At 63.6% G+C, this 25639-nt stretch carries 28 protein-coding genes; 17 read left to right on the plus strand and 11 right to left on the minus strand.

Features of this window, described 5'->3' with window-relative positions:
• Positions 1–49 precede the first annotated feature (49 nt).
• Complete coding sequence (locus GC121_RS04865; protein ID WP_151973024.1) at positions 50–1849, minus strand: DUF885 family protein; 1800 nt, start codon at positions 1847–1849, stop codon at positions 50–52.
• A 295-nt stretch (positions 1850–2144) separates the two neighbouring features.
• Between GC121_RS04865 and GC121_RS04870 the strand changes: the two genes are divergently transcribed.
• The 4 genes from GC121_RS04870 to GC121_RS04885 all read left to right on the plus strand — a co-directional run bounded on the left by GC121_RS04870 (position 2145) and on the right by GC121_RS04885 (position 8537).
• On the plus strand, positions 2145–3176 hold the full coding sequence (locus GC121_RS04870) for a quinone-dependent dihydroorotate dehydrogenase (protein WP_151973025.1): 1032 nt from the start codon (positions 2145–2147) through the stop codon (positions 3174–3176).
• Between the two features lie 11 nt (positions 3177–3187).
• Positions 3188–4918: a gamma-glutamyltransferase gene (gene ggt / locus GC121_RS04875; RefSeq protein ID WP_151973026.1), complete on the plus strand. Its 1731-nt coding sequence runs from the start codon at positions 3188–3190 to the stop codon at positions 4916–4918.
• 155 nt (positions 4919–5073) lie between these two features.
• A complete protein-coding gene (locus GC121_RS04880) occupies positions 5074–6807 on the plus strand; it encodes an AMP-dependent synthetase/ligase (RefSeq protein WP_151975595.1) in 1734 nt (577 codons plus the stop codon).
• Positions 6808–6953: 146 nt separating this feature from the next.
• Positions 6954–8537, plus strand: coding sequence for a hypothetical protein (locus GC121_RS04885; RefSeq protein ID WP_234421113.1), 1584 nt, complete (start codon positions 6954–6956; stop codon positions 8535–8537).
• 40 nt (positions 8538–8577) lie between these two features.
• Here GC121_RS04885 and GC121_RS04890 read toward each other — a convergent pair whose 3' ends face one another.
• The 3 genes from GC121_RS04890 to GC121_RS04900 all read right to left on the minus strand — a co-directional run bounded on the left by GC121_RS04890 (position 8578) and on the right by GC121_RS04900 (position 10810).
• A complete protein-coding gene (locus GC121_RS04890; protein ID WP_234421114.1) occupies positions 8578–9078 on the minus strand; it encodes a hypothetical protein in 501 nt (166 codons plus the stop codon).
• A 339-nt stretch (positions 9079–9417) separates the two neighbouring features.
• Complete coding sequence (thiS, locus tag GC121_RS04895) at positions 9418–10419, minus strand: sulfur carrier protein ThiS (protein WP_151973028.1); 1002 nt, start codon at positions 10417–10419, stop codon at positions 9418–9420.
• Positions 10420–10441: 22 nt separating this feature from the next.
• The gene (locus GC121_RS04900; RefSeq protein WP_151973029.1) at positions 10442–10810 is read right to left on the minus strand and encodes a MerC domain-containing protein; all 369 of its coding nucleotides are present in this window, start codon (positions 10808–10810) and stop codon (positions 10442–10444) included.
• A gap of 116 nt (positions 10811–10926) precedes the next feature.
• Here GC121_RS04900 and GC121_RS04905 point away from each other — a divergent pair, with 116 nt between their 5' ends.
• The 5 genes from GC121_RS04905 to rpsI all read left to right on the plus strand — a co-directional run bounded on the left by GC121_RS04905 (position 10927) and on the right by rpsI (position 14253).
• Complete coding sequence (locus GC121_RS04905; protein WP_151973030.1) at positions 10927–11988, plus strand: COX15/CtaA family protein; 1062 nt, start codon at positions 10927–10929, stop codon at positions 11986–11988.
• On the plus strand, positions 11952–12314 hold the full coding sequence (gene cutA, locus GC121_RS04910) for a divalent-cation tolerance protein CutA (protein ID WP_234421115.1): 363 nt from the start codon (positions 11952–11954) through the stop codon (positions 12312–12314). Before GC121_RS04905 ends, cutA begins: the two co-directional genes overlap by 37 nt.
• Positions 12315–12366: 52 nt before the next feature.
• Positions 12367–13062, plus strand: a complete 696-nt coding sequence (locus tag GC121_RS04915) for a hypothetical protein (protein ID WP_151973031.1) — start codon at positions 12367–12369, stop codon at positions 13060–13062.
• 169 nt (positions 13063–13231) lie between these two features.
• Positions 13232–13711: a 50S ribosomal protein L13 gene (gene rplM, locus GC121_RS04920; RefSeq protein ID WP_151973032.1), complete on the plus strand. Its 480-nt coding sequence runs from the start codon at positions 13232–13234 to the stop codon at positions 13709–13711.
• Complete coding sequence (gene rpsI / locus GC121_RS04925; RefSeq protein WP_151973033.1) at positions 13711–14253, plus strand: 30S ribosomal protein S9; 543 nt, start codon at positions 13711–13713, stop codon at positions 14251–14253. Before rplM ends, rpsI begins: the two co-directional genes overlap by 1 nt.
• Positions 14254–14345: 92 nt before the next feature.
• On the opposite strand, the gene GC121_RS04930 is transcribed toward rpsI, so the two are convergent.
• From GC121_RS04930 to GC121_RS04940, 3 genes are read right to left on the minus strand one after another with little or no spacing between them, the layout of a single operon-like run.
• Positions 14346–15281, minus strand: coding sequence for a hypothetical protein (locus tag GC121_RS04930; RefSeq protein WP_151973034.1), 936 nt, complete (start codon positions 15279–15281; stop codon positions 14346–14348).
• Positions 15281–16075, minus strand: coding sequence for a metallophosphoesterase (locus tag GC121_RS04935; RefSeq protein ID WP_234421116.1), 795 nt, complete (start codon positions 16073–16075; stop codon positions 15281–15283). The genes GC121_RS04930 and GC121_RS04935 overlap by 1 nt, the downstream gene beginning before the upstream one ends.
• A complete protein-coding gene (locus tag GC121_RS04940; protein ID WP_151973035.1) occupies positions 16048–16314 on the minus strand; it encodes a hypothetical protein in 267 nt (88 codons plus the stop codon). Before GC121_RS04940 ends, GC121_RS04935 begins: the two co-directional genes overlap by 28 nt.
• Positions 16315–16567: 253 nt before the next feature.
• Here GC121_RS04940 and GC121_RS04945 point away from each other — a divergent pair, with 253 nt between their 5' ends.
• A complete protein-coding gene (locus GC121_RS04945) occupies positions 16568–16882 on the plus strand; it encodes a UrcA family protein (protein ID WP_151973036.1) in 315 nt (104 codons plus the stop codon).
• Between the two features lie 86 nt (positions 16883–16968).
• Here GC121_RS04945 and GC121_RS04950 read toward each other — a convergent pair whose 3' ends face one another.
• From GC121_RS04950 to GC121_RS04960, 3 genes are all read right to left on the minus strand, one after another.
• The gene (locus GC121_RS04950) at positions 16969–17715 is read right to left on the minus strand and encodes a LytTR family DNA-binding domain-containing protein (RefSeq protein ID WP_151973037.1); all 747 of its coding nucleotides are present in this window, start codon (positions 17713–17715) and stop codon (positions 16969–16971) included.
• Positions 17712–18908, minus strand: coding sequence for a sensor histidine kinase (locus tag GC121_RS04955; protein ID WP_151973038.1), 1197 nt, complete (start codon positions 18906–18908; stop codon positions 17712–17714). Before GC121_RS04955 ends, GC121_RS04950 begins: the two co-directional genes overlap by 4 nt.
• 107 nt (positions 18909–19015) lie before the next feature.
• The gene (locus tag GC121_RS04960; protein WP_151973039.1) at positions 19016–20539 is read right to left on the minus strand and encodes a fumarate hydratase; all 1524 of its coding nucleotides are present in this window, start codon (positions 20537–20539) and stop codon (positions 19016–19018) included.
• A 108-nt stretch (positions 20540–20647) separates the two neighbouring features.
• On the opposite strand from GC121_RS04960, the gene GC121_RS04965 reads away from it, so the two are divergent.
• Genes GC121_RS04965 through GC121_RS04980 form a run of 4 tightly spaced genes read left to right on the plus strand, consistent with a single transcriptional unit; the run spans position 20648 to position 23569 of the window.
• Positions 20648–21289 carry a protein-L-isoaspartate O-methyltransferase gene (locus GC121_RS04965; protein ID WP_234421117.1) on the plus strand — a complete coding sequence of 214 codons (642 nt, stop codon included), beginning with the start codon at positions 20648–20650 and terminating at the stop codon, positions 21287–21289.
• 2 nt (positions 21290–21291) lie between these two features.
• Complete coding sequence (locus GC121_RS04970) at positions 21292–22737, plus strand: TolC family outer membrane protein (RefSeq protein WP_151973040.1); 1446 nt, start codon at positions 21292–21294, stop codon at positions 22735–22737.
• Complete coding sequence (locus tag GC121_RS04975; RefSeq protein ID WP_151973041.1) at positions 22738–23190, plus strand: DUF2497 domain-containing protein; 453 nt, start codon at positions 22738–22740, stop codon at positions 23188–23190. It begins immediately after the preceding gene.
• Positions 23191–23194: 4 nt separating this feature from the next.
• Positions 23195–23569, plus strand: coding sequence for a (2Fe-2S) ferredoxin domain-containing protein (locus tag GC121_RS04980; RefSeq protein WP_151975600.1), 375 nt, complete (start codon positions 23195–23197; stop codon positions 23567–23569).
• Between the two features lie 10 nt (positions 23570–23579).
• On the opposite strand, the gene GC121_RS04985 is transcribed toward GC121_RS04980, so the two are convergent.
• Positions 23580–23945: a hypothetical protein gene (locus tag GC121_RS04985; RefSeq protein WP_339390015.1), complete on the minus strand. Its 366-nt coding sequence runs from the start codon at positions 23943–23945 to the stop codon at positions 23580–23582.
• An 81-nt stretch (positions 23946–24026) separates the two neighbouring features.
• Between GC121_RS04985 and GC121_RS04990 the strand changes: the two genes are divergently transcribed.
• Genes GC121_RS04990 through xth form a run of 3 tightly spaced genes read left to right on the plus strand, consistent with a single transcriptional unit; the run spans position 24027 to position 25615 of the window.
• A complete protein-coding gene (locus tag GC121_RS04990) occupies positions 24027–24455 on the plus strand; it encodes a CBS domain-containing protein (RefSeq protein ID WP_151973042.1) in 429 nt (142 codons plus the stop codon).
• Positions 24456–24491: 36 nt separating this feature from the next.
• Positions 24492–24818, plus strand: a complete 327-nt coding sequence (locus GC121_RS04995; RefSeq protein WP_199857758.1) for an iron-sulfur cluster assembly accessory protein — start codon at positions 24492–24494, stop codon at positions 24816–24818.
• An 11-nt stretch (positions 24819–24829) separates the two neighbouring features.
• Positions 24830–25615 (plus strand): exodeoxyribonuclease III, encoded by a 786-nt coding sequence (gene xth / locus GC121_RS05000; protein ID WP_151973044.1) that lies wholly within the window; start codon positions 24830–24832, stop codon positions 25613–25615.
• Positions 25616–25639: the final 24 nt, after the last annotated feature.

Raw genomic sequence — 25639 nt, forward strand, 5'->3', positions numbered from 1 at the left:
GCGCTGCTGATCCATTGTATCCTAGCGACATTTTGTCGATTTCGTAGGACTACTGCTGTTCCGACGCAATCCAGGCGTCGACCTGCTCTTCCAGAATATCCAGCGGCACCGGCCCGTTGGTCAGCACGACCTCGTGGAACATCCGGATATCGAAATCCTCGCCCAGCCGGCTGCGCGCCCGCTCGCGCAGTTCCATGATTTTGAGCTTGCCGATCATGTAGGCGGTCGCCTGCCCGGGATAGACGGTGTAGCGCTCAATCGCCTTGCGGATATCGCCGTCGGGATTGGGCGTATTCTCGGTGAGATAGGCAATCGCTTCCTCGCGGCTCCAGCGTTGCGAGTGGATACCGGTATCCACCACCAGCCGCGTGGCGCGCCACAATTCCATGCCCAGCCGCCCGAAATCCGAATAGGGATCGGTGTAGAAGCCCATGTCCTTCGCCAGTTCTTCCGAATAGAGGCCCCAGCCCTCGGTATAGGCCGTAAAGCCGCCAAACCGACGGAAGGGCGGCAAATCGCCGAGGGCCGTCTGGATCGAACGCTGCATATGGTGGCCGGGCACCGCCTCGTGATAGGCCAGCGCTTCCAGCTCGTTCCGGCTCATATCATTGAGATTGAACAGGTTTACATAGTATGTGCCAGGGCGCGATCCGTCGGGTGCGGGGCTTTGGTAAAAGGCCTTGCCCGCGCTTTGTTCGCGGAAGGCTTCCACCGGCTGCACGCGTAATTCGTATTGCGGCAGGGTGATGAAATAGTCGGGCAGCCGCGCTTCCATCTGCGCGACCACAGCATCCACTTCGGCCAGATAGTCTTCGCGGCTGGTGTGGAAAAAGCGCGGATCGCTGCGGGTGAAGGCGAAAAACTCCTGCAGCGTCCCCTCGAACCCGACCTGCGCCATGATCGCGCGCATTTCGCCGTGAATGCGCTCGACCTCGCGCAGGCCAATCGCGTGCACTTCGTCTGCCGATAGATCGGTGGAAGTGTAATAGCTCAGCAGCGCGTCGTAATAGGCAGCGCCATCGGGGAAGCGCCAGATCCCGTCCTCGGTGGGCGCCATCGCTTGCTGGCGCAGCATTTCGGTGCGCAGCCGGGCATAAGCGGGGGCGGCGTAATCACGCCAAGCGGCTTCGGCAGCGGTGATCATGCTGCCCGATTCGTCTTCCGACACTTGCAGCGCGGCCACTTCGGCGCGGAAATCTTCCAGCACGGCATTGTCCATGCCTGCCGCAAGCAGATTGTCGATATCGCTCAGCACATAGGGATAGACCCAGTCGGGTGGCATGATGCCGCGATCCGCGCGCGCGGCCGATTGCGCCACCAGCGTATCGAGATGCGGCCCGATCCCGGCGATGCGCTCGATATAGGCGCGGGCGTGCGCAGGCTCGGTCACGGTGTGGGTGTTGATCAGAAACGCCGGAATTCCGCTCTGCGCGCCGTTCATCTGGTCGAAGATGTAGCCATAATCGCGATAGGGTTCGAGCAGTTCGGATCGATCCGACACCGCTTCGAAGAGGCGATAAGAGAGCGCATCCTGTCCCTCCAGCGCCGCCAGATCGTACTCGCGCTGCATCCGCGCGACATAGCTGCGGCGCAGATCGCGGCGGGCATCTTCGGCAGCCTCGGAAGGATCGGTCCAAAGACCATAATCCGCGTCACGAATGCCGCGATAGGTCTTGCCTTGCGGCGACATGGCGAGCGTGGCGGCGTCATATTCCTCGAAGAAGGTGTTGATATCGGCGGGCACGGGAACGGTGACGTTTGCAGGCACCTCGGTCTGGCTTGCGGCACAAGCGGAGAGTGTTAACGCAGCCGAAGCCAGCAAAGCGGCGCGCAGAAACGGCGATGTCATACAGGCGATCCTTCCCTCGATTATTTTCGCATTTGCCTAAGCCAATGCGCAAAGGAGGGGAAGGGGGCCGAAAAAAAGGGCGGCAACCCGTAGGATTGCCGCCCGTAAAGTGGAGAACTCGTTACGCCTTGCGTGCCGAGCCCTTCGGGTCGCAAGTATTGGGTAGTCGATTCGTATGACAGGCTATTGTATGAAGGCGACAAAACGTGCCGCACGTGCGATTTTTCGCGTTTTGTTTTGCAACTGCATCGCAAGGGCGTTGCGCCGGTTGGGCTTGTCCTGCCAAAGGCGGGCGATGCTGTTCCAGACTCTCCGCCCCGCCATCCACGCCCTCGATCCGGAGCGCGCGCACCGGCTGACCATCGCCGCGCTCAAGGCCATGCCCGGGAAGGGCAGGCCGGACTATCCGGCAGGCTTGGGCGTTGATCTGGCAGGGCTGCATTTTCCTACGCCGCTGGGGCTCGCACCGGGCTTTGACAAGGACGCGGAAGTGCCGCGCGCGATGCTCGCGCTGGGCTTCGGCCATGTCGAGGTCGGCACGCTCACCCCGCGCCCGCAGGCAGGCAATCCCAAGCCGCGCCTGTTCCGCTTGGTCGAAGACCGCGCGGTCATCAACCGCATGGGGTTCAACAATGGCGGGATGGAAGCCGCGCATCGCTGCTTGTTAAAGCGCGGGCGTGAACAGGGGCTGGTCGGCGTCAATGTCGGGGCGAACAAGGATACCGATGACCGGATTGCCGATTACTGCATGGGCGTTGCCGCCATGGCCAATGTGGCGGATTACATCACCGTCAATATCAGCTCGCCCAACACGCCGGGCCTGCGCAATCTGCAAGCCAAGGGCGAGCTGGAGGCCTTGCTGGAGGCGCTCGCCGCGCAGCGGCGCGAAGGCCAGCCGCCGGTCTTCCTCAAAGTCGCACCCGATCTGGAGGAGGGCGATCACGAGCGGATCGTGCGCGCGGCGCTGGACAATGGCATTGCCGCGCTGATCGTCTCCAACACCACCATCTCGCGCCCCCCGCTGGCCTCGCGCCAAGCGGGTGAGGCAGGCGGATTGTCGGGCGCACCGCTCAAGCCGCTCGCTCTGGCACAATTGCGGCGCTTCTATGCGGTGGCGAAAGGCGCATTGCCTCTGATCGGCGTGGGCGGCATCGCCAATGCAGAGGATGCGTGGGAACGTATCCGCGCCGGGGCACATCTGGTGCAGCTCTACAGCGCGCTGGTGTATGAAGGGCCGGGCCTCGCGAAGCGGATCAACCGCGATCTGGCGGAGCTGATGCAGCGCGATGGCTTTGCCACCATTGCCGAAGCGGTCGGAAGCGAATAGCAATCGGTGGTATGACACCGCTTCGCCTTATCCTCGCCGCGCCCGTGCTCTTCGCGCTGGCTGCTTGCCAGACCACTGCGCAAACCGCGCCCGAACCCGTCACCGCGCTCCAGCCCGCCAGCCAGAGCGGAGCCGTCAGCGCCGCCGATCCGCGTGCGACCGAGGCGGGAGCGGAAATCCTGCGGCAGGGCGGCAGTTCCACCGATGCGGCGATTGCCGTGATGCTGGCGCTGACGGTGGTCGAACCGCAAAGTTCCGGAATCGGCGGCGGCGGCTTCTTCGTCCGCAGCGATGCCGCAGGCGGGCTCGTCACGCTCGACGGGCGCGAATATGCCCCGCTTGCCGCCGGGCCGAACTGGTTTCTGGACGAAAACGGCGAACCGCTCGGCTTCCGCGAGGCGGTGATCAGCGGGCGCTCGGTCGGGGTGCCGGGCAATATCGCGCTGGCGGCAGAGGCCCATGCGCGCTTCGGCGTGCTCGATTGGGAAGACCTGTTCCAGCCCGCCATCCGGCTGGCGCGCGACGGCTGGGTGCTGAGCGAGCGCGGGGCCGCCTTCGCCGCCCGCGTCCCCGAACGCGCCGCGCATGAAGCGGCAGGCCGCGCGCTGTTCTTCGACAGCGAAGGCAATGCCTTGCCCGCCGGAACGCGGCTCACCAATCCGGAACTGGCGCAAACGCTTGCAAATATCGCCGCAGCAGGGCCTGACTATTTCTACCGCACAATCGCCGCGCCGCTGGCCGGCCATGTCGCCGCCAATACGCCGGGCGAGGCGGACATGACGGCAGAGGACATCACCAGCTACACCGTGAGCGAGCGCGATGCGTTGTGCGGGCCGTATCGCGAATACACGATCTGCTCGATGGGGCCGCCATCTTCGGGGGCGACCACGGTGCTGGCGATTCTCGGCCAGCTCGAACGCTTCGATATCGCCGGCATGGGCGCCAACAGCCCGGTCGCGTGGCACCTTTTCGCCGAGAGCCAGCGCCTCGCCTATGCCGACCGCGAGCTCTACCTTGCCGATGCCGATTTCGTGCAGGTGCCCGCGCGCGGGCTGGTCGATCCGGCCTATCTGGCGCAGCGCAGTCTGTTGCTGTCCCCCGATGCGCGGATGGCCAGTGTGGCGCCGGGTACGCCCGCAGGCGCAAGCATGGCGCTCGCCGACGGGGACGAGCCGGTGGAGAACGGCACCAGCCACTTCTCCGTTGCCGACAGCAGCGGCAATGTCGTCTCCTGGACATCCACCATCGAAGGGCCGTTCGGATCGGGCCTGATGTTCGGCGGGTTCTATCTCAACAACGAGCTGACCGATTTCAGCTTCCGCCCCGAAGTGAACGGCTTGCCCGTCGCCAACCGGGTCGAAGGGCGCAAGCGTCCGCGCAGCTCGATGTCGCCCACCATCGTCTTCGATGCCGACGGCAATGTGGTGCTCGCAATCGGAGCAGCGGGCGGGCCGACCATTCCGGTTCAGGTCGCCAAGGCGCTGATGGGCTATATCGACTGGGGCATGAGCGCGCAGGACGCCATCGCCATGCCGATGCTGTTTTCCCCCGGCGAAACCATTGCAGTGGAACAGGACAATGTCGTGCCGGGCCTGATCGAAGCCCTGCAAGCAATGGGCCACACCGTCACCCAGCGCGATCTGCCTTTGAAGGCCAATGCCGTCGAATGGCGCGACGGGAGGTGGATCGGCGCGGCCGACCCGCGCAGCGAAGGCATCGCCACCGGCCTCACCATTCCATAGGCGAACCCTTGCCCACCGGCCTCATGCGCCCTAATTCGCCAGTGTAACGAAAAGCCGCCGGGCCAACCGGCGCATTCGGGAAGGACATTTGCGTGCTGCAGGACATCGAAAACGCCCAGAATCTGGTCGAGCTGTTTCTGAAACGGGCGGACGCCATGGGCGATGCGCCGTTTCTCGGCTTCAAGCATGACGGTGCATGGCAAACCATTAGCTGGGCCGAGGTCGCCCGGCGGGTCTGCCTGATGGCGGAAAACCTGCGCGCCATCGGTCTGCGCGATGGCGACCGGGTGGTGATCGTCTCCGAAAACCGGCCCGAATGGTGCATTTCCGATCTCGCCATCATGGCAGCGGGCTGCATCACGACCCCCGCCTACACCACCAATACCGAGCGCGATCACAGCCACATCCTCGACGATTCGGGCGCGAGCGCGGTGATCGTCTCCAACGCGAAGCTCGCCAAGCCGCTTTTCGCCGCGATCATGGCCACCGGCAAGGTGAGCCATGTCGTGGTGATGGAAGGCGTTTCCACGGCGCAGTCGGGGTCGTTCGACCTGTATGGCTGGGACGCGATGATGGCGGGCGATACCGCTGCCGCACGCGCGGCTGTCGAGGCGCGCATCGCCAACATCAAACGGCCGGACACCGCCTGCATCATCTACACCAGCGGTACCAGCGGTGCCCCGCGCGGCGTGATGCAGCCGCACGCCGCGATCCTTTGCAATGTCGAAGGCGCGGCGGAAATCCTGACCGAGGATTTCGGCATCAAGGACGAACGCTTCCTCTCTTTCCTGCCGCTAAGCCATGCTTACGAGCATTCGGGCGGGCAGTTCCTGCCCATCGGCGTGGGGGCGGAAATCTACTATTCCGAAGGCCTCGAAAAGCTCGCCAGCAATATCGAGGAAACGCGGCCCACCATCATGGTGGTTGTCCCGCGCCTGTTCGAAGTGCTGCGCACGCGCATCATGAAGCAGATCGAGAAGGAAGGTAAGATTGCCAATTACCTGATGTCCCGCGCGCTTGCGATCACTGCGCATGAAAGCGAACATGGTTCCAAGCGGCTGATCGACCGGCCGATGGATCTGATCCTCGAAAAGACACTGCGCCCCAAGATCCGCGCCAAGTTCGGCGGGCGGATGAAAGCGATGGTATCGGGCGGCGCGCCGCTCAATCCCGAAGTCGGCAATTTCTTCGAAGCGATGGGCCTCACCATGCTGCAAGGTTATGGCCAGACCGAAAGCGGCCCGGTGCTCAGTTGCAACCGGCCCAAGGTCGGGCTGAAGATGGACACGGTCGGCCCGCCGATGCGCGGGGTCGAAGTGAAGATCGCCGAGGATGGCGAAATCCTCGTGCGCGGCGAGCTGGTGATGACCGGATACTGGCAGCGCCCCGAAGATACCGAGCGGACGCTGGCGGGCGGCTGGCTGCATACCGGCGATGTCGGCCATCTCGACGAGAAAGGCCGGATCAAGATCACCGACCGCAAGAAGGACATCATCGTCAACGATAAGGGCGACAATGTCGCGCCGCAAAAGCTCGAAGGGATGCTGACGCTCCAGCCCGAAATCAGCCAAGCGATGATTGTGGGCGACAAGAAGCCCTATATGGTCGCGCTGATTGTGCCCGATGCCGAATGGGCGCTAGGCTGGGCGCGCGAGAACGACATACCGTTCGACTTGAAGGCGCTGCAAGACTTGCCCGCCTTCCGCAGCGCGATCAAGGCGGCGATCGAGCGGACGAATGGCGATCTTTCGGTGATCGAGAAGGTGCGCAAATTCGAATTCGCCGACGAGCCGTTCTCGGTCGACAACGACCAGATGACGCCGACGATGAAGATCCGCCGCAGCTTCATCAAGGAAGCCTATGGCGAGCGGCTGGAAGCGCTGTACTGACGCGGCGCGCCGCCAGCCCGAAGTTCTGTCGAACGCGGTGAACCGAATCTTCACCCTGTTGCGGCATATCCACTGATCACAATCCCCATCAGCGCGTGGCCGCATGGCTGCGCGGCGGGGCCATTTGATCAGGGATATTGTTTCCAATGCGTGCATTTGCCGCGGGGTCTGCCCGCAATGCTGTTCTGTCCGGCCTGTTCGCGTCTGTCGCGGGCATGGCGCTGGTTCCCACCGCTGCGGCGGCGCAGGATACGGGCGATATCGACGCGCGGCTGGCCGCGATGGAAGCGCGGTTGAATGCGCTGGCTGACGAGAATGCCGCCTTGCGCGAACAGGTGGAAGAGCTGGAAAGCGACCAGCACGCGCAGCCGCCGCGCCTGCCGCCGCCTCCGCCGCCGCCCGTGATGCATGCGCGTTCGCAGCCTGCCGCACCGCAGGCGCAGACAAGCCACGGCAATGACGATCCGCATCGCGCATCGGGCTTTATCGGCACCAATAGCGAATATGCCTTTGCCATCCTCGATCACACCGAGAATATCACCACCCGGCCGCTGGTGCTGCTCGAAGCGCAGCAGGATGGCTTGCTCGACAATAGGGTGACGATTTCGGGGCAGGTGACGGCAATTGCAAATTACCAATGGACCGATACGGACAGCCAGTTCGGCTACCTGATGCGCCACCCGACCAGCAACAACCAGCTCGGCAGCCATGTCTCGGAGGCGGTGCTGCATTCGGTCTCGGCGGCAGTCACCGCGCAAGTTGCGCCGCGAGTCACCGCCTTTGCCGAGGTGCTGTACGATCCGCAGCAGAGCTTTGGTGCAGGCACGATTACCGCGCTCAGCCGCAACCAGCTGCAATTGCGGCGCGGCTGGGTGATGTATGGCGATCTCGACGAAACGCCCGTCTATGCGCTGATCGGCAAGATGGACGTGCCCTTCGGCCTCAACGACACGCTCAACCCTTTCACCAATTCGACCAACTGGCACGCCTTCGCCCCGCTCGCCTATGGTGCGCAGGTCGGTTTCTATTCGGACGGGTTCCATGTCCGCGCGATGGCGGTGCAAGGCGGCGCGCAGTTCCGCTCGGCCAATGTGCCGGTGGAAGGCAGTTCTGTCCCCTCGCGGCTCAACAATTTCGCGGTCGATGCGCGCTACACGCTCGATCTGGGCGGAGTGGGCAACAGCCTGATGGTGGGCGGCAGCTACATCCACGGCACCGCCTATTGCCAGGGCTATCCGATTTTCCACTTCAACCCCTGCGCGGACAACAATCCGGGCGTGGCGGCCTATGCGCGGCTTGATTATGGCGACCTCGATCTGCTGGCCGAATATGCGCAAACGACGCAAGTGTGGGCGGGGACGCAGGTTCCCGACCCGACCAATCCGCTCAGCCAGTTCGAAGCCTTTGCGCCGTCTTCGCTGACGCTGGGCGGACGCTACGGCTTTGGCCAGCGGCTGGCGAATGGCGAGCGGTCGATCCACATCTCGGGTGAATTCAGCCGCTTCTTCGCCGGGCCAGAGGGCGCGCCGTGGCGGCGCCAGACGCAATGGGTGCTCGGCGCATCGTGGCAGGTCGTGCCGAATGTGAACCTGTTCGGCGAATTCGTCCATGTGGACGGCTTTGCCCCGCTGAACTTCCTCACCGGCGGCAATTTCCCCGATGGCAGCACTTGGTCCGATCCTGATGTCGACACCAATGTGGTGGTCGCGGGCGCGCAGGTCGCGTTCTAGGGCATTCGGTTGAGAATTGGCGAAGCGGTTTGCCTGACGCTCAGGCGGCCGCTTCGACCTTTTCGGGATAGAAGCCGGGCTCGCGCTTGGACCAGCCGGGGGCGGTTGCGGCGGACTCGCTCAGCGATTGCAGCAATTGCTTACGCCGCTCGGGCCGGATTTGCGGCAGGGCAGCCGCCGCGCAGAAGGCTGCGGGCAGAAACGGCCGCGCCGCCGCGCCGAGCAGGCGTTCATACAGAAAGCGATAGGCAGAAAAGCCGTCGAGCTGTTCCTGCGCCAGATCCTGCGCACTGATCCGCGCCAGCGTGCCGATAAAGCGGTCGATTCCCTCAAAGCCGCTGTCGGCGGGAATGGCATCGCGCATCTGCCGCAGCTCGCGGTAAGCGATATACTGCCCGCGAATGGCGCGCTGGTCATCCGCACACCGGCTCCAGCTTTTGAAGGCGTCTCCCCGGCCCATGGCAATATCCAGCGAGCGCTCGATAAACTCCTGCTCATGCGCGGCGAAACCCGCGAATTCGCGCATTTCGGAAATGGTCATGGACGCAGTGCGCGCGCTGGGCATTTTGAAGGACTCCGCCTGTTATGGAGCCGGTATCGCGCAACGTGGTTAATATATTGTGGATTGTTTGTCTCATGCTCACCCATCCGCGTGAGCGTCCTCGGTGCTATTCGCTCCGCTGCGCTGCGCGGCACCTGCGGTCGGGCGGTCGCCCTCTGTCGGTCGCTTGTAGCGACCGAGACCGATGCGACTGGCAGAGCGCGGCGCTCGGCTGCGACCAGCAGCCGACCGAGCGCGACCGCAGCGGGCGCGTACCCCGGACTTGATCCGGGGGGAGCGCGTCTAGCGAGGATGTGAGCGCGGATGCGCTTACACAAATCAAATCAATCCCGCGAGCGGGCTGCTGGGATCGGCATATTTGCGCCGTCCCATCCGGCCGGCCATATAGGCCTCACGGCCCGCTTCTACGGCGAGTTTCATCGCCCGCGCCATGCGGATCGGGTCTTTCGCCTCGGCAATCGCGGTGTTCATCAGCACGCCGTCGCAGCCCAGCTCCATCGCCACTGCGGCATCCGAGGCCGTGCCCACACCGGCATCGACCAGCACCGGCACATTCGCGCCTTCAACGATCAGGCGGATCGTTACCTGGTTCTGGATGCCGAGGCCCGACCCGATCGGCGCGCCCAAAGGCATGATCGCCACCGCGCCGACATCTTCCAATTGCTTCGCCGCAATCGGATCGTCGGTGCAATAGACCATCGGCTTGAAGCCTTCCTTCGCCAGCACTTCGCAGGCGCGGATGGTTTCGACCATATTGGGATAGAGCGTCTTGGCCTCGCCCAGCACTTCCAGCTTGACCAGATCCCAGCCCCCCGCCTCGCGCGCCAGCCGCAGCGTGCGGATCGCGTCCTCGGCGGTAAAGCACCCAGCAGTGTTGGGCAGGTAAGTGATCTTCTTGGGGTCGATATAATCCATCAGCACCGGCTGGCCGGGATCGGTGACGTTGACGCGGCGCACCGCCACGGTGACGATTTGCGCCCCCGAGGCGTCCACCGCTGCTGCATTCTGCGCGAAGTCCTTGTATTTGCCGGTACCGACAATCAGGCGGGAGGTGAAGCGGTGCCCCGCCACTTCCCATGAGTCTGTTGGCCAGCTATCGTCATGTTCTCCCGAACCGCCGCCCACGAAATGCACGATTTCGAGGCGGTCGCCGTCGGTGAGCGCGATTGCGCCAAGCTGCGAGCGCGGGGCGATGGCGCCATTATGCTCCACCGCGACCTTTTCCGGCGCAAGACCGATTTCGCGCACGAGGTCGGCGATAGTGGAGGCGGTCGTCTGGCGCGGATCGCCATTGACGGTGAGAGAGAGCGGCTGGGTCATCATCCCCGCCATGTAGAGCCTGTCAGGCGTGACGCAAGTTGAGGATGTGCCCGCCCGCGACCAGTCCGACGCCGATCACGGTCAGCACCGCCTCTTCATACCCATGCCCGACGGCCAGCGCGCCGCCCATGAATGTGAGGCCGGTCATCGCCACTACGAACGGCGCTCTGCGGCGATGGCGCACCGCGCCGATGCCGATGGCCACCCCCGCCACCAGCGTTGCCAGCAAAAGGCCGATTTTGTGAATGACCGGATCGAGCAACCAGCCGACGCCGAGACCAAACCCGGCGACCAGCACGATACCCAGCACGCAATGCAGCAGGCACAGCGCCGACAAGGCTACGCCAACGCGGTCAAGCCTGCCGCGAATCCAAGGTGCTAACTGTGCCACGACCTCCAGATATGTGATGCTGTAACATTGCGCAAGGGGGAGCTGCGCGATTGTGTCGCAGCCATGGCCCAACGTGCCGCTTGCGTAAGGGCGGGTGAAGGGGCATCTGGCCCGCCATGGCTACGAATGCTGACATGATGATGGGCGAAGACAAGGCGACCCCGCGCATCCGCCCGCTCGCGCTGGCGAACTGGCTTTTCGGCGTCGCGCTGCTGGTATTGGTGATGATTGCCGTGGGCGGCATTACCCGTCTCACCGAAAGCGGGCTGTCGATCACCGAATGGAAACCGGTCACCGGAGCCATCCCGCCGCTGACCGAAGCGCAGTGGGAAGCGGAATTCGCGCTTTACCAGACGACCGGCGAGTACCAGCTCGAAAGCGGGCCTGCGGGCATCGACCTTCAATCGTTCAAGTTCATCTATTTCTGGGAGTGGTTCCACCGCCTGCTCGGGCGGATCATCGGCCTCGCCTTCGCGCTGCCGCTGGCGTGGTTCTGGGTCAAGCAGGCGATCCCGCAGGGTTACAAGCCGCGCCTGCTCGCGCTGCTGGCGCTAGGCGGGCTGCAAGGCGCGTTCGGCTGGTTCATGGTGCGTTCGGGCCTCAATACCGAGATGACCGATGTGTCGCATTTCTGGCTATCGATCCATTTGCTCACCGCATTTGTCACGTTGGGCGGACTGGTCTGGACCGCGCTCGATCTGCGCCAGCTGGCCACGGGCAACACAAAACCCGCGCGGCTGACCGGCCTTGCCGCAGGCGTGCTCGGCATCCTCTTCCTGCAAATGCTGCTTGGTGCGTGGGTGGCAGGGCTCAATGCGGGGCACGCCGCGAACAGCTGGCCGAACATGACCGGCGGCTTCTGGCCCGATGTCGACTGGTCGAAAGGCGCGCTCTGGGCGTTCACGCATGACCCTTTCCTGTTGCACTTTATCCATCGCTGGTGGGCTTTTGTGGCGGTGGGCGCGCTGATCGTGCTCGCTGCCCATGTGAAGCCGTTGCTGCGCCCGGCTTCGGTTTCGCTGCATATGGCCTATGGCGTGCAGATCCTGCTCGGCATCGCCACCGTGGTGAGCGGTGTTGCCCTGTGGCTGGCGGTTGCGCACCAGTTTGTCGGCGCCTTGCTGGTCGCCAGCTTTGCCTGGTGCGCGCACGTTGCCGGGCGGGCGCGGCAGGGTTGAGCGACGGGGCAGCCCTGATCTGGTCTCCGTTTGGCGACCGGCAGAGCGCGGAAGCTGTGGCGGAAGTCTTGCTCGCCGAAAAGCTGATCGCCTGCGCCAATATTCTCCCCGGCGTGACCGCGCTGTTCCAATGGCACGGCAAGGTTGATCGTGCGGAGGAAGTCGGCGTCCTCTTCAAAACCACGCAAAACCTGCTAGACAAGGCGACGGTTCGCATTGCGGAACTGCATCCCTACGATACGCCCGCCGTGATCGGCTGGCATTGCGAGGCTGCGCCGCCTGCGACATTGGGGTGGTTGGAGCAAAGCCTCGCTCCGCCGGAGTAGGGCTAAACGGGGAAGTGGCGTGAAGCGCAGGGATGCCTTGGGTGCGATACTGGTGGCAAGCATCGCTCCTGTCCTGGGCACCCGGACGGCCTTCGCCGCTCCCTTCTCTCGTGGCCTGATCAATCCGCCGACAGAACCGATGCGGTTTTCGCGGGTGTTACGGCGCGGGCTCGGCGACGGGCGCGAAATCACCATTGCACGCAGCTTTTCGGTGCACTTCGCTCCGGCGCAGGAGGGCTTTGACCTTGCCGGTAGGCAGGCCGAAGTGGAAGTCGATCTGCCCGAGCAGCTGGCCGCTTTCGCCGAACTGGAGCGCGCGCGTGATGACAGCGCGATGTTCCCGATCAGCCTCGATCCATTCGGACAGATCGCCGTGAGCCGGGCTCCGGCGCCGATGAGCGCGCAGGTCGAAGCGGCCGTGGCGCAGGCGCTTGCAGCGATTGACCGGCAGGGCCACGCACCGGGCGACCGCGAACGGCTGCGGCAATTCGCGCTGGCGGTGCATAATGGTGGCGGGGCGATCACCGCGCATATGCCGGTTGACCTGTTTGCGCCTGCGGGCGGACAGCAGGAATTCCGCCAGACGCTGGCGCTGGAAGACGGGATGGCGGGTGAAGTGCGCACGCTGTTCGATGGCGAGACGGATGCCGAAACCGGGCTGATGCAAACAGCCTGGCGCGAGATCGTGACCGAGGTCGAAGGCGACCGGCGCACGAGCCGTGAGGAATGGACGCTGGGCCTGGCCTGAGCGGCTTAGGCCGCTCGTTATTTGCCGAAGGTATTATTTTACCTCCCCGCAATCCCCCGGATTTGCTTGACTTGTAGGCCTTCGGGCGACAAAGGCCCGCATCCACAGTGACGCGAGGCCATGATTCTCGCCACACGTCACACGTATGAAGTTCAAGAAGGAAAAAGCCATGAAGGCGCTGAGCAGGACCACCCGGTCGATCAAGCCGGCCGAGGTCGAAAAGAAATGGCACGTGATCGATGCCGAAGGTCTGGTCGTTGGCCGCCTCGCCGCGATCATCGCCAACATTCTGCGCGGCAAGCACAAGCCGAGCTACACGCCCCACGTCGATTGTGGTGACCATGTCATCGTCATCAATGCCGACAAGGTGCAGTTCACTGGCGGCAAAGCGGCGAAGAAGCATTATTACAAGCACACCGGCTATGCCGGCGGCATCAAGGATATCACCGCAGACAAGGTTCTGGCCGGTCGTTTCCCCGAGCGCGTGCTGGAAAAGGCAGTCGAGCGCATGATCCCGCGCGGCCCCCTTGGCCGCGACCAGATGCGCAATCTGCACCTCTACAACGGCACCGAGCATCCGCATAACGGCCAGCAGCCCGAAGTGCTCGACGTCGCCTCGATGAACCGCAAGAACAAGGTGACCGCATAATGGCTACCGAAGACACCAAAACCGCAACCGATCTGGCCGATCTGAAGGACATCGTGAACGATGCTCCCTCTGCCGACGCCGAAACCGGTGAAACCGTTGCCCCTGCCGTCCCCGCTACGCCTGCCATGCCGCTGCGCGAGCAGGAGTTGGACGCACAGGGCCGCGCCTACGCCACTGGCCGCCGCAAGGATGCGACCGCCCGCGTGTGGCTGAAGCCCGGCACCGGCAAGGTCACCGTCAATGGCCGCGATCAGGAAGTGTATTTCGCCCGTCCGACGCTGCGTCTGGTCATCAACCAGCCGTTCGCCATTTCGGAGCGTGAAGGCCAGTATGATGTGGTCTGCACCGTATCCGGCGGCGGCCTTTCGGGCCAGGCGGGCGCGGTCAAGCATGGCATCAGCCAGGCGCTGACCAAGTACGAACCCGCCCTGCGCTCGACGATCAAGGCCGCAGGCTTCCTCACCCGCGACAGCCGCGTGGTGGAGCGCAAGAAGTACGGCAAGGCGAAGGCCCGCCGCAGCTTCCAGTTCTCGAAGCGTTAATCTTCCGAGGCTTCGGCCTCACACAAGTTTCCTCGACGGAGGAAAATGCGAAGGGCGGCTCCCCACGAGGGGGTCGCCCTTTTGCATCATGCCTACCAGTCCTTCACGGCAAGGCGACACCAGCGCCTGCCATCCACCAAGTGCAGAACGCCGTCCCGGCCCTGAATATGCGAGCGCGCATTACTGGACATCAGCGCAGTGCCGATCACAACAGCGTCTTTATGGCGTAGCTCCAGCAGCGCGATGCGGTCTGCATCATCGCCATATCCGCCTGCCAGCAAAACGCGGTTCCCGCTAACGGCAATCGCACTGCCGCCTTTGACCGGCGAGTCCCAGTGGCGCACCGTTTCGTCAGCGATCCGCACAATCGGAAAGTTCGTATAGTAGCAGGCCCACAAGGCCCCATCCTGCAAACCCATGGCATAACAATCAGAAATGTCCTGCTCTGGAAGGCAGTGATCGTTAAACCGCCAGAGATCGCGGCCCTGATCGTCAAAGCGTGTGATCCCACCCGATGCAACCGGCCAGCGGCCACTGGCATCCGGCCAGCCGCCATAGATGCCTTCGTCAAAATATCCGCAATAGATCCCGCCACGGCCATGGCAGGCCATATGCGCGATCCCGTCGCCGAGATGGAACCGCCCCGTCACACTGCCTTGGTTATCGAGGCGAACAGCGTTCTGCGTGTCGTCCGAACACCTGCTGTCAACTAGAAGCCATGATCCATCGGCGAATCGGTCAATCAGCGGAGTGAATGTAAATCCAAGACCCGCCAGCTCCAATTGTGCGCTTTCCGCGTGTCCATCGAAGGTCGAGAGATAGAGCGTGCCAACGCGCGGAATCTTTCGCTTCTTTGCGCGCGGATTCGCCAGCAGGCGCTCGAACGACTCCAATCGGCGATGAAACCCTGACGCCGTCCTGAGTATCGCAAGCTCGCCGTTGGCGAGAACGTGGTAAGCCAGATCCTCTTGCCCGAATGGAGGATGCGGCAATTCGGACACGTTGGCGGAGGGGTGGTCGATCAGCATCAGACGCGCAGTGCCGCTCCGTCCACGCTATCCCCCATGCTTCGCACCCGCACAGCCAGCGTCTCGCCATCCCAGTGCAGCTCGTTAAAGCTGGGCGGGGTTGTGCGCAGCCGTTGTGATAGCGTGCCTGCGCCGATCATGCGGACGGGGCCGTGTGGCGTCTCTTCCATAATGTCGAAGGCATCATGCACATGGCCCGAGAGCACGCCCAGAACCCCGCGCTGCGCCAGTTCGGCGAGTGCTTTTGCGCCGTTGCGGGTCAACGCGGTGCCTTGCGTCCCCGTCTCGCGCAGCGGATGATGTACGCAGACGAGCGCGCGCGTTCCAGCCGGCAGCGCGTCAATCCGCGCAAGGCACCCGGCAAGCTCTGCATCGCTGACCCAGCCCTTCGACCAGTTCATGCGCGGCTGCGCGGCCACATTCGAATTGAGCGGCACCAGCGCGAGGCCGGGAATCTCCACACTGCCTTCCGCTTGGGCCTTGAACGTGCGGAAGCGCGCCAGCGGGGCGAGATAGCGCTCGGGCAGGATGTAAGACGGGATATCGTGATTGCCCGGCTCGATCGTCACAGGAATGTCCAAACCCCCGATCCACTCCTGCGCAGCGGCAAATTCACGGCGGCGCGCGCGCATCGTCAGGTCACCCGTGATGATCATCGCATCGGGCTGGCGCGCGGCAATCTCGCGCTCGACCCAAGCCAGCGCCGCGCGGTCTTCATTGCCGAAATGGATATCCGACAGGTGGAAAAGCAGTGTGCCGTCCGCCATCACACCCGCCGCGTCACGATCAGCCATGCTGCCGAGCCATTGATCAGCGAATAGGCGGCATAAAGTCCGACCCAATAGGCAGCGCCCGCAAACGCCATGAACAGGGCGGCGCAGAGCAGCGTGAATTCGAAGGCCAGCGTGCCCATGCGCATGATGCGCAAATGCGCAGGCGGCATTTCGGCAACCATGGCGTGTCCGCTTTCGATCACGGCGCGGTGCCACGCGAAATTTCCGATGCCGAGCAGGAAGGCGACAAGAATGGCCATGCAAGAGGCAATGCCAAAGCGCAGCCGCCAACGCAATGCGCGGTTGGTGGAGCGGGCTATGCCGTTCGTCGGGCGTATGACTCGCTCGTCGACATGTGACACCCGCCAATCGAGCTTGGGAGGCGAATCGCCAGCGAGCGGCCTACATCCGTAATCGCACCGCAGCCGTTCCAGTCCCACCGGCTGCGGTGCGACCCTCCCCCGGGACAGGGAGGGGTGCGCTTACCAAGCAACCCCAAGGAGGAACCCCCCGATGAAGACCCGTATTTCCGCATTTGCCGTGGCGCTTGCCGCCAGCACCCTCACCCTCTCGCCGGCCATGGCTGCCGAGGGGCAGGAGCGCAGCGCCAGCGTCGCCTATGCCGACCTGAACCTTGCCAGCGAAGCCGGGCTCGCAGAACTGGACCGCCGGATCGATATCGCCTCGCGGCGCGTATGCGCTTACGATGCGCATCAGGTCGGTTCCCGCATCCGCAGCGCCGAAGCCCGCGCCTGCTACGCCGATGCGCGGCGCAGCTTCGAAGAGCGGTTTGCCGCGATTGTCACGCGGACGAATTACGGCGGCTAGGCCAACCAACAGGCTGACCCCCCTGAAAGGGCGCTTCCATCCGGAGGCGCCCTTTCTTTTGGTCAGGATGCCAGCAGTCAAGCGGCTCAGCGGCCCGCCATTGCCTTTACGCGCTTCAAATAGGTGCGGCCGATGCGCAGCGCCTCACCATCGTCCAGCTCCGCGCACCAGACGCCCAGCCCTTCATGCTTGAGCCCGCGAATGGTATCGCGGCGCAGAATGGCAGAGCGGTGGATGCGGATGAAGCGTTCGGGATCGAGCTTTTCTTCAAGACCGGCGATGGTCTGCAAAAGCAGATAGCTGGTGTCCCCGACATAGAGCCGGACATAGTCGCGCTCGGCATCGATGCGGAACACTTGGGCGGCTTCGATCCGCAGCAATTCCGAACGGTGCGGCACCCAGAATTCGTTCAACCAGCGATCATCTGTTGCGGCAGAGACCGATGCCTCCCCGCGCCGGGCCAGCGCGCGTTCGATCGCGCGCTCCAGCCGGTCGGAGGCGACGGGTTTCAGCACATAGTCGATCGCTTCGAGATCGAAGGCTTCGACCGCGAAGTTCTCGTGCGCGGTGACGAAGATGACTGCGGGCTTGGGTGACTGTTCGCGCGCGGCCCGCGCCACGGCGAGCCCGTCCATGCCCGGCATGGTCATATCGAGCAGCAGCAGATCGGGGCCGAGCTTTTCAGTGAGACGCAGCGCGGCCTCCCCGTCGCTCGCGGTGCCGATGACAGTCAGCTGCGGGATTTCCGCGCAAAGCACCTGCATCCGCTCGATGGCCAGCGGCTCGTCATCCACGATCAGCGTGCGCAAGGTTTCCGTATTCGCCTGTGTCATGCCGCAACCACCTCTGCCATGCGCAGCAAAGGCAGGCGCAAATGCGTGGTGAATCCTTCCGCCGAATGGCCCGACACGATGCTCGCTTCATTGCCAAACCGCGCCTGCAACCGCTCGCGCACATTGGTGAGGCCAATGCCGAAGCCCGGGCGGACATCATCGGGCACCTGGCGCGAATTGCCATTGTCCGAAACGCTCACCACCAGCCGCCCGTATTCCTCGCGCGCGGAAATCCGGATGGTGACTTGCCCGCTCGACGGAGCGACCGCGTGTTTCACCGAATTCTCCACCAAAGGTTGCAGGATCATACCGGGAATCAGCGCATTTTCGAGGTCGGCAGGCACATCATACTCGGCCACCAGACGCAGCGGAAAGCGTACCGCCTCGATTTCGAGATACAACCTTTGCAGCGCCACTTCCTCGCGCAGCGGCACGTCTGCCGTCGTATCCTCGGCCAAGCTGCGACGATAGAAAGTGCTCAGCATCTGGATCATTTTCTCAGCCGCCTGCGTCCTGCTGGTGAGCACCAGCGCGGAGAGTGAATTGAGCGTGTTAAACAGGAAATGCGGGTTCACCTGATAACGCAAGCTGCGCAGTTCGGCTGCCTTGGCCGCGTTGCGAAATTCCTGTTCGCGCCGCTCCGCCGCGCGCGCCTTTTCGCCCGTTAGCAGGGCCAGATACAGCGCACACCAAGCGAGCATCATGAAATAGCGGCTCATGGTGATTTCGATGGCGTATTGCACATTGCCGCGCGCGAGGAATTGCGAGAATCCCTCCAGCTGCTCGTCGTCGACTTCTTCCTGCGGCACACCGCTGGTCTGCACGAATTCCTGCAATATGCGCTCGTCCAGCTCCGATTGCAGCTCGGCAAAAACCACGCGGTTCGCTTGCATACTGAGGAATGCGGCGGGCAGCGCGAACACCAGCGCAGCGGCAATCTTGGCCCATAACGGGCGCGCATCGAAGATTCGCAGGAAGACCCACAGGCCCAGCGTGATGAGCATTCCTGCCAGACAGGTCAGCATGCGCGGCAGCACCATGTCCTGCGCGATATCCATGCCGAGCAATTCTGCCCGCAGGGTCATCAGCAGGAAATAGGCGAGCCACAGGCCTGCGACCGAAAACAGCACCGTCTTGAACGGCACGCGCGCGATCACGCCGGTCGAATTGCTGTTGGAATTCGTCTCTTCCATCCTGCCCGTTTAGCCCGCCCGGCCCGAATTGCACCAGCCACCTACACCGGTTTCCATCGAAACGGGTGCGACGCTGGTCGATCAATCGTGCTTTGCGGGCGACAGAATCAGGCCTTGAGCAGCCCTTCCTCGCGGATTTTCTCGCGCCAGTGCAGCGGGGCGAGCGTGTGGACATTGTTGCCCGCGCTATCGACCGCCACCGTTACCGGCATATCTTTCACGGTAAATTCGTAGATCGCTTCCATGCCCAGATCCTCGAACGCGACGACCTTCGCTTCCTTGATCGCCCGCGCCACCAGATAGGCCGCGCCGCCTGTTGCCATCAGATAGGCGACTTTGAACCGGCTGATGACGTCCACCGCATCCGCGCCGCGCTCGGCCTTGCCGATCATCGCGAGGAGGCCGAGATCGAGCATCATCTCGGTGAACTTGTCCATGCGGGTGGCCGTGGTCGGGCCGGCGGGGCCGACGACTTCGCCCATCACCGGATCCACCGGGCCGACATAGTAGATCGCGCGGCCTTTGAATTCGACGGGCAGTTCCTCGCCGCGATCGAGCATATCCTTGATCCGCTTATGCGCCGCATCGCGCCCGGTCAGCATCCCGCCATTGAGCAGCAGCCGGTCGCCATGTTTCCAGCTGGCCACTTCCTCCGGCGTGAGATTGTCGAGATCGACGCGCTTTGCTTCCGCATCGGGCTCCCAATGCACATCGGGCCATTTGTCGAGATCGGGCTGCGGCAAATAGGCCGGGCCGCTGCCGTCCAGCGTCACATGGGCGTGGCGGGTGGCGGCGCAATTGGGGATCATCGCCACCGGCTTGCCTGCGGCGTGACACGGCCAGTCGAGGATTTTGACATCAAGCACAGTCGACAGTCCGCCCAGCCCCTGCGCGCCGACACCCATCGCATTGACCGCGTCGAAAATGTCGATGCGCAACTGCTCGATATCGCTCTGCGCCCCACGCGCTTTCAGTTGCGCCATATCGATGGGCTCCATGAGCGATAGCTTGGCGAGCTTCATGCAGTGTTCCGCCGTGCCGCCAATCCCGATGCCGAGCATCCCCGGCGGGCACCAGCCCGCACCCATGGACGGGATCTGTTCGATCACCCAGTCGACGATATTGTCCGACGGGTTCATCATCTTGAACTTGCTCTTGTTTTCGCTGCCGCCACCCTTCGCGGCAACATCGATGCTCACCGTATCGCCGGGCACCATCTCCACGCTAAGGACACAGGGCGTGTTGTCGCGCGTATTGCGGCGGGTGAAGGCGGGATCGGCCAGAATGCTGGCGCGCAGCTTGTTCTCGGTGTGGTTATACGCGCGGCGCACCCCTTCATCGACAACCTCTTGCAAACATGAGGTCGATTCCAGCCGGCAATTCTGCCCCCATTTGATGAACACATTGACGATGCCGGTGTCCTGACAGATCGGGCGATGGCCTTCCGCGCACATCCGGCTGTTCGTCAGAATTTGCGCAATCGCATCCTTGGCTGCCGGGCCTTGCTCCACCTTATACGCCTCCCCCAGCGCCTGGATGTAATCCATCGGGTGGTAGTAGGAGATAAATTGCAGCGCATCGGCGACCGTTTCAATCAGATCGGCTTCGCGGATGGTAATCATGTCGCTCATCGGTGACTCGCTCCCTTTGGTCGAGTGGCCCATAGGCATTCAGCCCTGTTGCGGTCAAAGGCCTTGGCGCAGGCCAATGCAAGTCTTAAGGACGTGCCGGATTTGAATTTGGACGAAAGTATAGCAGACGTGACCACGCTCAACCCGCTCGACGCTGCCGAAGCCGCAAACATTGCGCCCAATCCTGCCCGCCGTGCGATGATCGACAGCCAGCTGCGCACCAGCGGCGTGAATGCGCCTTTCGTGCTGAAGCGCATGGGCGAGGTCGCGCGCGAGCTCTTCGTGCCGGCGAAATCGCGCAACCTTGCCTATGTCGACCGGGCGATCCGTCTGGACGATGGAAACTGGCTGCCCGCCCCGCTGGTGCAGGGCAAAATGCTCGAAGAAGCCGCGCCGCGTGGTGACGAGAAGGCGATTATCGTCGATGCCGGGTCGGGCTATTTGGCAGAGCTGTTCAAGCCGCTGGTGGCCGAGCTGACCGTGCTTTCTCCCGAGGACGCGGCGGGCAAGGGCACCAAGGGCAAGGGCGCGGATCTGCTGGTGATCGATGGTGCGGTGGAGGAGATCCCCGCCAATCTCGCCAAGCGTCTGGCCGATGGCGCGCGCATTGTCACGGGCGTCGCCACCAACGGTGTCACCCGCATCGCCGTGGGCCGCAAGAGCGGTGACAGCATCGCTCTGCTGCCCGTTTTCGATATCGGCATCCCGCAGCTCGCTGCCTTCGATAAGCCGAAAAGCTGGGCGTTCTGATCATGGGAATAGGACGCAAGGCTCTCGGCTTGCTCACCAGTGCAAGCCTGCTGACGGGTACGGTTGATCCCGAGACTCTGAAAGACGCTTTGCTGCGCGCCTATGAAACCAATCCCACGCTGGCCGCCGCGCGCGCGCAGCAGCGGGCGACGGACGAGACGGTGACGATCCAGCGCGCCCAAGGGCTTCCCTCCGCCGGGATTTCGGGCCGCTATTCGGAGCTGATCCAGCAAAGCTCGCCCGCGATTGTTTCGCCCGAACGCATCTTCAACGGCAATCTCAACGCCTCGGTGCCGATTTATAGTGGCGGAGCGGTGCGCAACGGCGTGCTTGCTGCGGAGAACCGTGTCGAGGCAGGCCGTGCCGATTTGCGCGGCACCGAAAGCGCGATCTTCTCGGCGGTGGTTGCCGCCTATATGGACGTTATCCTGAACGAGGCGCTGGTCGATCTGTCGCTGAACAATGTCGCGGTGCTCGAAGTCAATCTCGAAGCCACCCGTGACCGGTTCGAGATTGGCGATCTCACCCGCACCGATATCGCCCAGTCCGAAAGCCGCCTCGCGCTTGCCAGAGGGTCGCTCGAATCCGCAGAGGCGGGGCTGATCCAGGCGCGGGAGAACTATATCGCCCTGACCGGCGCCGCGCCGGTTGATTTGCAGGCGCCTCCGCCGCTCCCCGGCCTCCCGGCAAGCGCCGATGACGCGGTGGATGTCGCGCTGGTACACAATCCCGACCTGATCGCCGCGCGCGAGCGGGCAGAGGCGTCTGGCTTTGACATCGCAGTGGCCGGTTCGGGCCGCTTGCCCAGTGTAAGCGCGTTCAGCCAGGTCGATTACACCAATTTCCTCGGCACGCTTGGCGCGGGCAGCAATAGCGGCACCGATGTGACCGCAGGCGTTTCGGTCAGCATTCCGCTGTTCCAGGGCGGCCAAGTCGCGGCACGGCAGCGGCAAGCCACTGCGCAGGCGCAGGCCGCGCTGGAAAATGTCTATGCCGTCGAGCGCGGCGTTATCGCGCAGGTGCGCGCGGCCTTTTCCAGCTGGCGCGCATCGCTGCGAATCATCGAATCGAGCGAGATTGCGGTTGATGCGGCCGAGCTGAGCCTCGAAGGCGTGCGCGCGGAGAACTCGGTCGGCAACCGCACCGTGCTCGATATTCTCGACGCACAGCAGGAATTGCTGCGGGCGCAGGTGCAATTGGTTACCGCGCGCCGCAACGCTTATGTCGCGGGTTTCACTCTGCTTGCCGCGATGGGCCGCGCGGAAGCGCGCGATCTCGGGCTGGAGGAAGAGGGCGTACTGTACGATCCGCTCGACAATGCCGAGCGGGTGAACGGCATCATCTGGGATTGGCAACGCGACCCGGCGCCTCAGCCCGAAAGCACGCGCACCGTTGACATTCCGGCGCAAGATGCGGAGATATCGCGCTCCACAGCATCGGGGGATTGAATGCGGCAGCAAGGCGAACCGTCGGTCGAGGAAATCCTCGAATCGATCAAGCGCGTGATGGAACGCGATGATCGCGATCTGGGCGAGTTTTTGCCCCGGCGCTCCGCCAGCGCGATCCCCTTGGACACCGCCACTGCCGCCGAACCCGAGGATGTGCTCGATCTCGCCGAAGCCGGATCGCCGCTGGAGGACGAGGACGACACCGCTTCCGAAGGTCCGCTGACGACCGATGAGGCCGCCGAGGCGATGCGCAAATCGCTCGCCGCGCTGGCCATGCTGTCCGAACCGCCCGCGCGCCCGCAAATCGTGCGGTCGGGCGAAACCTCGCTCGAAGGGATGGTGCGCGAAATGCTCCGCCCGATGATGGCCCAATGGCTTGATACGCATCTTCCCGCGATTGTGGAGCGGATGGTCAAGGCCGAGATTGCCCGGATCGCGGGCAAGAAGCGCTGATCCGCTGACCGGGGACACCGACAAAGCCGTTCTGGCCGAAAAGGCGCTCGCCCGCATCGGCGGGGATGCTATCGGGCAGCAAATCTTCCTGTGCGCCATGTCGGAAAAGCAGTGCTGCTGCGATCGCGGCACGGGCGAGCTGTCGTGGGCCTATCTCAAAACGCGGCTGAAAGAGCTCGGGCTGGTCGGGAAAGGCGGCATCCAGCGCACCAAGGCCGATTGCCTGCAAATCTGTGTTGCTGGCCCCATCGCGGTCGTCTGGCCCGACAAGGTCTGGTACCATTCCTGCACGCCCGAAGTGCTGGAGCGGATCATTCAGGAGCATCTGATCGGCGGCGTGCCCGTGGAAGACTTCCGCATCGCGCCGCCGCAAGACTAACGCCTAAGCGCTAATCCTCTTCGCGCCAGCCGAGCCTGCGCCGGTCGCGCGGAGGATTGGCCGGATCGAGGCTGTCGAGCGAATTGTCGACCGAGGCATCGTGCCCGGTGCCGTTGGAGAGAAACACCAAGCCCATCAGCGCGCTCATCAGCAGCATCGACGCGCCGATCCCCAGCGCGACCGCGATGAAGAAGTGCGGCGAGACATTGTCCGCCTGCGTGTAAATCACCAGCATGGCAATCGCCACGACCGCCACGGTGATGGTCAACATCAGCCGCATCAGCCAGCGATAGCGGGCCCAGGCATGGGCCGCGTTGACAGGGTCTTCCAAGGGCGACTTGCCGTTCATGCGCGCGGCCATGAACCCGGCGGCCACGATTGGCAACCGGACAAAAGGGTGGGGATTTGCACAGACTCGGCAAATCGTGGCATTCTTCGCCCGAAGGGAGTTTGCCGTATGACCATCGCCAGCATGATGGAGGGCCGCGATGAAGCGGTCGTCTCCTGTTCGCCCACCGATACTGTGCAACACGCCGCCGCCCTGCTTGCCGAAATGCGCATCGGTGCCTTGCCGGTGATGGACGGGGACGCGGTGGCAGGCGTCTTTTCCGAGCGCGACCTGCTCTATTGCATCGCCAAAGAAGGGGCAGCGGTTTTGACCCGCAATGTCGGCGAAGTGATGACCGCGCCCGCGATCACCATCGAACGCGGCGAGAATGTCCTCACCGCCTTATCGATGATGACCCGCCGCCGAATCCGTCACCTCCCTGTGATGCATGGCGGAGGGATGGTGGGATTCGTCTCGATTGGCGATCTGGTGAAGTACCGGATGGATATGATCGAGGCCGAAGCGCAGCAGATGCGCGAATATATCACCACCGCCTGACTTGAGCGCGGGCAACGTGCGCACTACATCATGGGAATGAACAACACCCTGACCCTCAGCGAATCTGCGGCTGCGCGGATTGCGAAAATCGCGGAAAAGCAGGGCAAGCCGGCTGTGCTGCGGCTGTCGGTCGAAGGCGGCGGCTGCTCGGGCTTCCAGTACAAGTTCGATCTGGGCGCGCCCGAAAGCGACGACATGGTGAGCGAAACCGCCGGGGTGAAGCTGGTGGTCGATCCGGTCAGCCTTGATCTGGTGGCGGGCAGCGTGGTCGATTTCGTCGAGTCGCTCAGCGGCGCGGCGTTCCGCGTCGAAAACCCCAACGCCGCCGCAGGTTGCGGTTGCGGTTCCAGCTTCGGCATCTAAAGTCTTCGGCGATGAAAATCGCCAGCTTCAATATCAACGGGATCAAGGCACGCCTGCCGCGCCTTAAGGAATGGCTCGCCGAAACGCGGCCCACGGTCGCTTGCCTGCAAGAGATCAAGACGCAGGATGACGGCTTTCCCACGAGCGAGTTCGAGGAACTCGGCTATCAGGCGATCTGGCACGGGCAGAAGAGCTTCAACGGCGTTGCCATTCTGGTTGACGGCGCAAAGCCGGTGGAAATGCGGCGCGGGCTTGGCATTGATGGCCCGAAGGACGGCGAAGGCGAGCAGGCGCGCTATCTCGAAGCCGATGTGAACGGCGTGCGCGTGGTCAATCTCTACCTGCCCAATGGCAATCCGCATCCGGGGCCGAAATTCGACTACAAACTCGCCTGGATGGAGATACTCCGCGCGCGGTTGCAGGACATCCTCGCCAGCGAGCAGCCAGCGGTTGTGGTCGGCGATTTCAATGTGATCCCGCATGACCGTGATGTCTGGTCGGTCAAGGCGATGGCGTCTGACGCGCTGATGCAGCCTGCATCGCGCGACGCCTATTTCCGCATCCTCGGCGATGGCTGGACCGATGCGCTCGCCACCCGCAATCCGCGCGGTGGGGTGTGGACGTATTGGGATTACCAGGCGGGCGCGTGGCAGCGCGATCATGGCTTCCGCATCGATCACGCGCTGTTGTCACCCGAATGCGCGGACCGGCTGCTGGCAGCAGGCGTCGACAAAGACCACCGGGCGCGCGAAAAGGCCAGCGACCACGCGCCGGTGTGGGTGGAACTGCGCGACTAGGGGGCCGTTGGCGAACCCGCATCC

The sequence above is a fragment of the Erythrobacter sp. EC-HK427 genome, assembly GCF_902498745.1.
GTDB lineage: Bacteria > Pseudomonadota > Alphaproteobacteria > Sphingomonadales > Sphingomonadaceae > Alteraurantiacibacter.

What these genes read in the sequence shown, in the direction of transcription:
- thiS (WP_151973028.1), bottom strand. Translation starts at nt 10,419, where the DNA reads ATGACCCAGCCGCTCTCTCTCACCGTCAATGGCGATCCGCGCCAGACG.
- xth (WP_151973044.1), top strand. Translation starts at nt 24,830, where the DNA reads ATGAAAATCGCCAGCTTCAATATCAACGGGATCAAGGCACGCCTGCCG.
- GC121_RS04945 (WP_151973036.1), top strand. Translation starts at nt 16,568, where the DNA reads ATGAAGACCCGTATTTCCGCATTTGCCGTGGCGCTTGCCGCCAGCACC.
- GC121_RS04890 (WP_234421114.1), bottom strand. Translation starts at nt 9,078, where the DNA reads ATGACCATTTCCGAAATGCGCGAATTCGCGGGTTTCGCCGCGCATGAG.
- GC121_RS04870 (WP_151973025.1), top strand. Translation starts at nt 2,145, where the DNA reads ATGCTGTTCCAGACTCTCCGCCCCGCCATCCACGCCCTCGATCCGGAG.
- GC121_RS04880 (WP_151975595.1), top strand. Translation starts at nt 5,074, where the DNA reads ATGGGCGATGCGCCGTTTCTCGGCTTCAAGCATGACGGTGCATGGCAA.
- GC121_RS04935 (WP_234421116.1), bottom strand. Translation starts at nt 16,075, where the DNA reads ATGGCTGATCGTGACGCGGCGGGTGTGATGGCGGACGGCACACTGCTT.
- ggt (WP_151973026.1), top strand. Translation starts at nt 3,188, where the DNA reads ATGACACCGCTTCGCCTTATCCTCGCCGCGCCCGTGCTCTTCGCGCTG.
- GC121_RS04995 (WP_199857758.1), top strand. Translation starts at nt 24,492, where the DNA reads ATGAACAACACCCTGACCCTCAGCGAATCTGCGGCTGCGCGGATTGCG.
- GC121_RS04905 (WP_151973030.1), top strand. Translation starts at nt 10,927, where the DNA reads ATGGCTACGAATGCTGACATGATGATGGGCGAAGACAAGGCGACCCCG.
- GC121_RS04975 (WP_151973041.1), top strand. Translation starts at nt 22,738, where the DNA reads ATGCGGCAGCAAGGCGAACCGTCGGTCGAGGAAATCCTCGAATCGATC.
- GC121_RS04950 (WP_151973037.1), bottom strand. Translation starts at nt 17,715, where the DNA reads ATGACACAGGCGAATACGGAAACCTTGCGCACGCTGATCGTGGATGAC.
- GC121_RS04865 (WP_151973024.1), bottom strand. Translation starts at nt 1,849, where the DNA reads ATGACATCGCCGTTTCTGCGCGCCGCTTTGCTGGCTTCGGCTGCGTTA.
- GC121_RS04960 (WP_151973039.1), bottom strand. Translation starts at nt 20,539, where the DNA reads ATGAGCGACATGATTACCATCCGCGAAGCCGATCTGATTGAAACGGTC.
- GC121_RS04885 (WP_234421113.1), top strand. Translation starts at nt 6,954, where the DNA reads ATGCGTGCATTTGCCGCGGGGTCTGCCCGCAATGCTGTTCTGTCCGGC.
- rpsI (WP_151973033.1), top strand. Translation starts at nt 13,711, where the DNA reads ATGGCTACCGAAGACACCAAAACCGCAACCGATCTGGCCGATCTGAAG.
- GC121_RS04970 (WP_151973040.1), top strand. Translation starts at nt 21,292, where the DNA reads ATGGGAATAGGACGCAAGGCTCTCGGCTTGCTCACCAGTGCAAGCCTG.
- GC121_RS04930 (WP_151973034.1), bottom strand. Translation starts at nt 15,281, where the DNA reads ATGCTGATCGACCACCCCTCCGCCAACGTGTCCGAATTGCCGCATCCT.
- rplM (WP_151973032.1), top strand. Translation starts at nt 13,232, where the DNA reads ATGAAGGCGCTGAGCAGGACCACCCGGTCGATCAAGCCGGCCGAGGTC.
- GC121_RS04955 (WP_151973038.1), bottom strand. Translation starts at nt 18,908, where the DNA reads ATGGAAGAGACGAATTCCAACAGCAATTCGACCGGCGTGATCGCGCGC.
- GC121_RS04940 (WP_151973035.1), bottom strand. Translation starts at nt 16,314, where the DNA reads ATGGCCATTCTTGTCGCCTTCCTGCTCGGCATCGGAAATTTCGCGTGG.
- GC121_RS04990 (WP_151973042.1), top strand. Translation starts at nt 24,027, where the DNA reads ATGACCATCGCCAGCATGATGGAGGGCCGCGATGAAGCGGTCGTCTCC.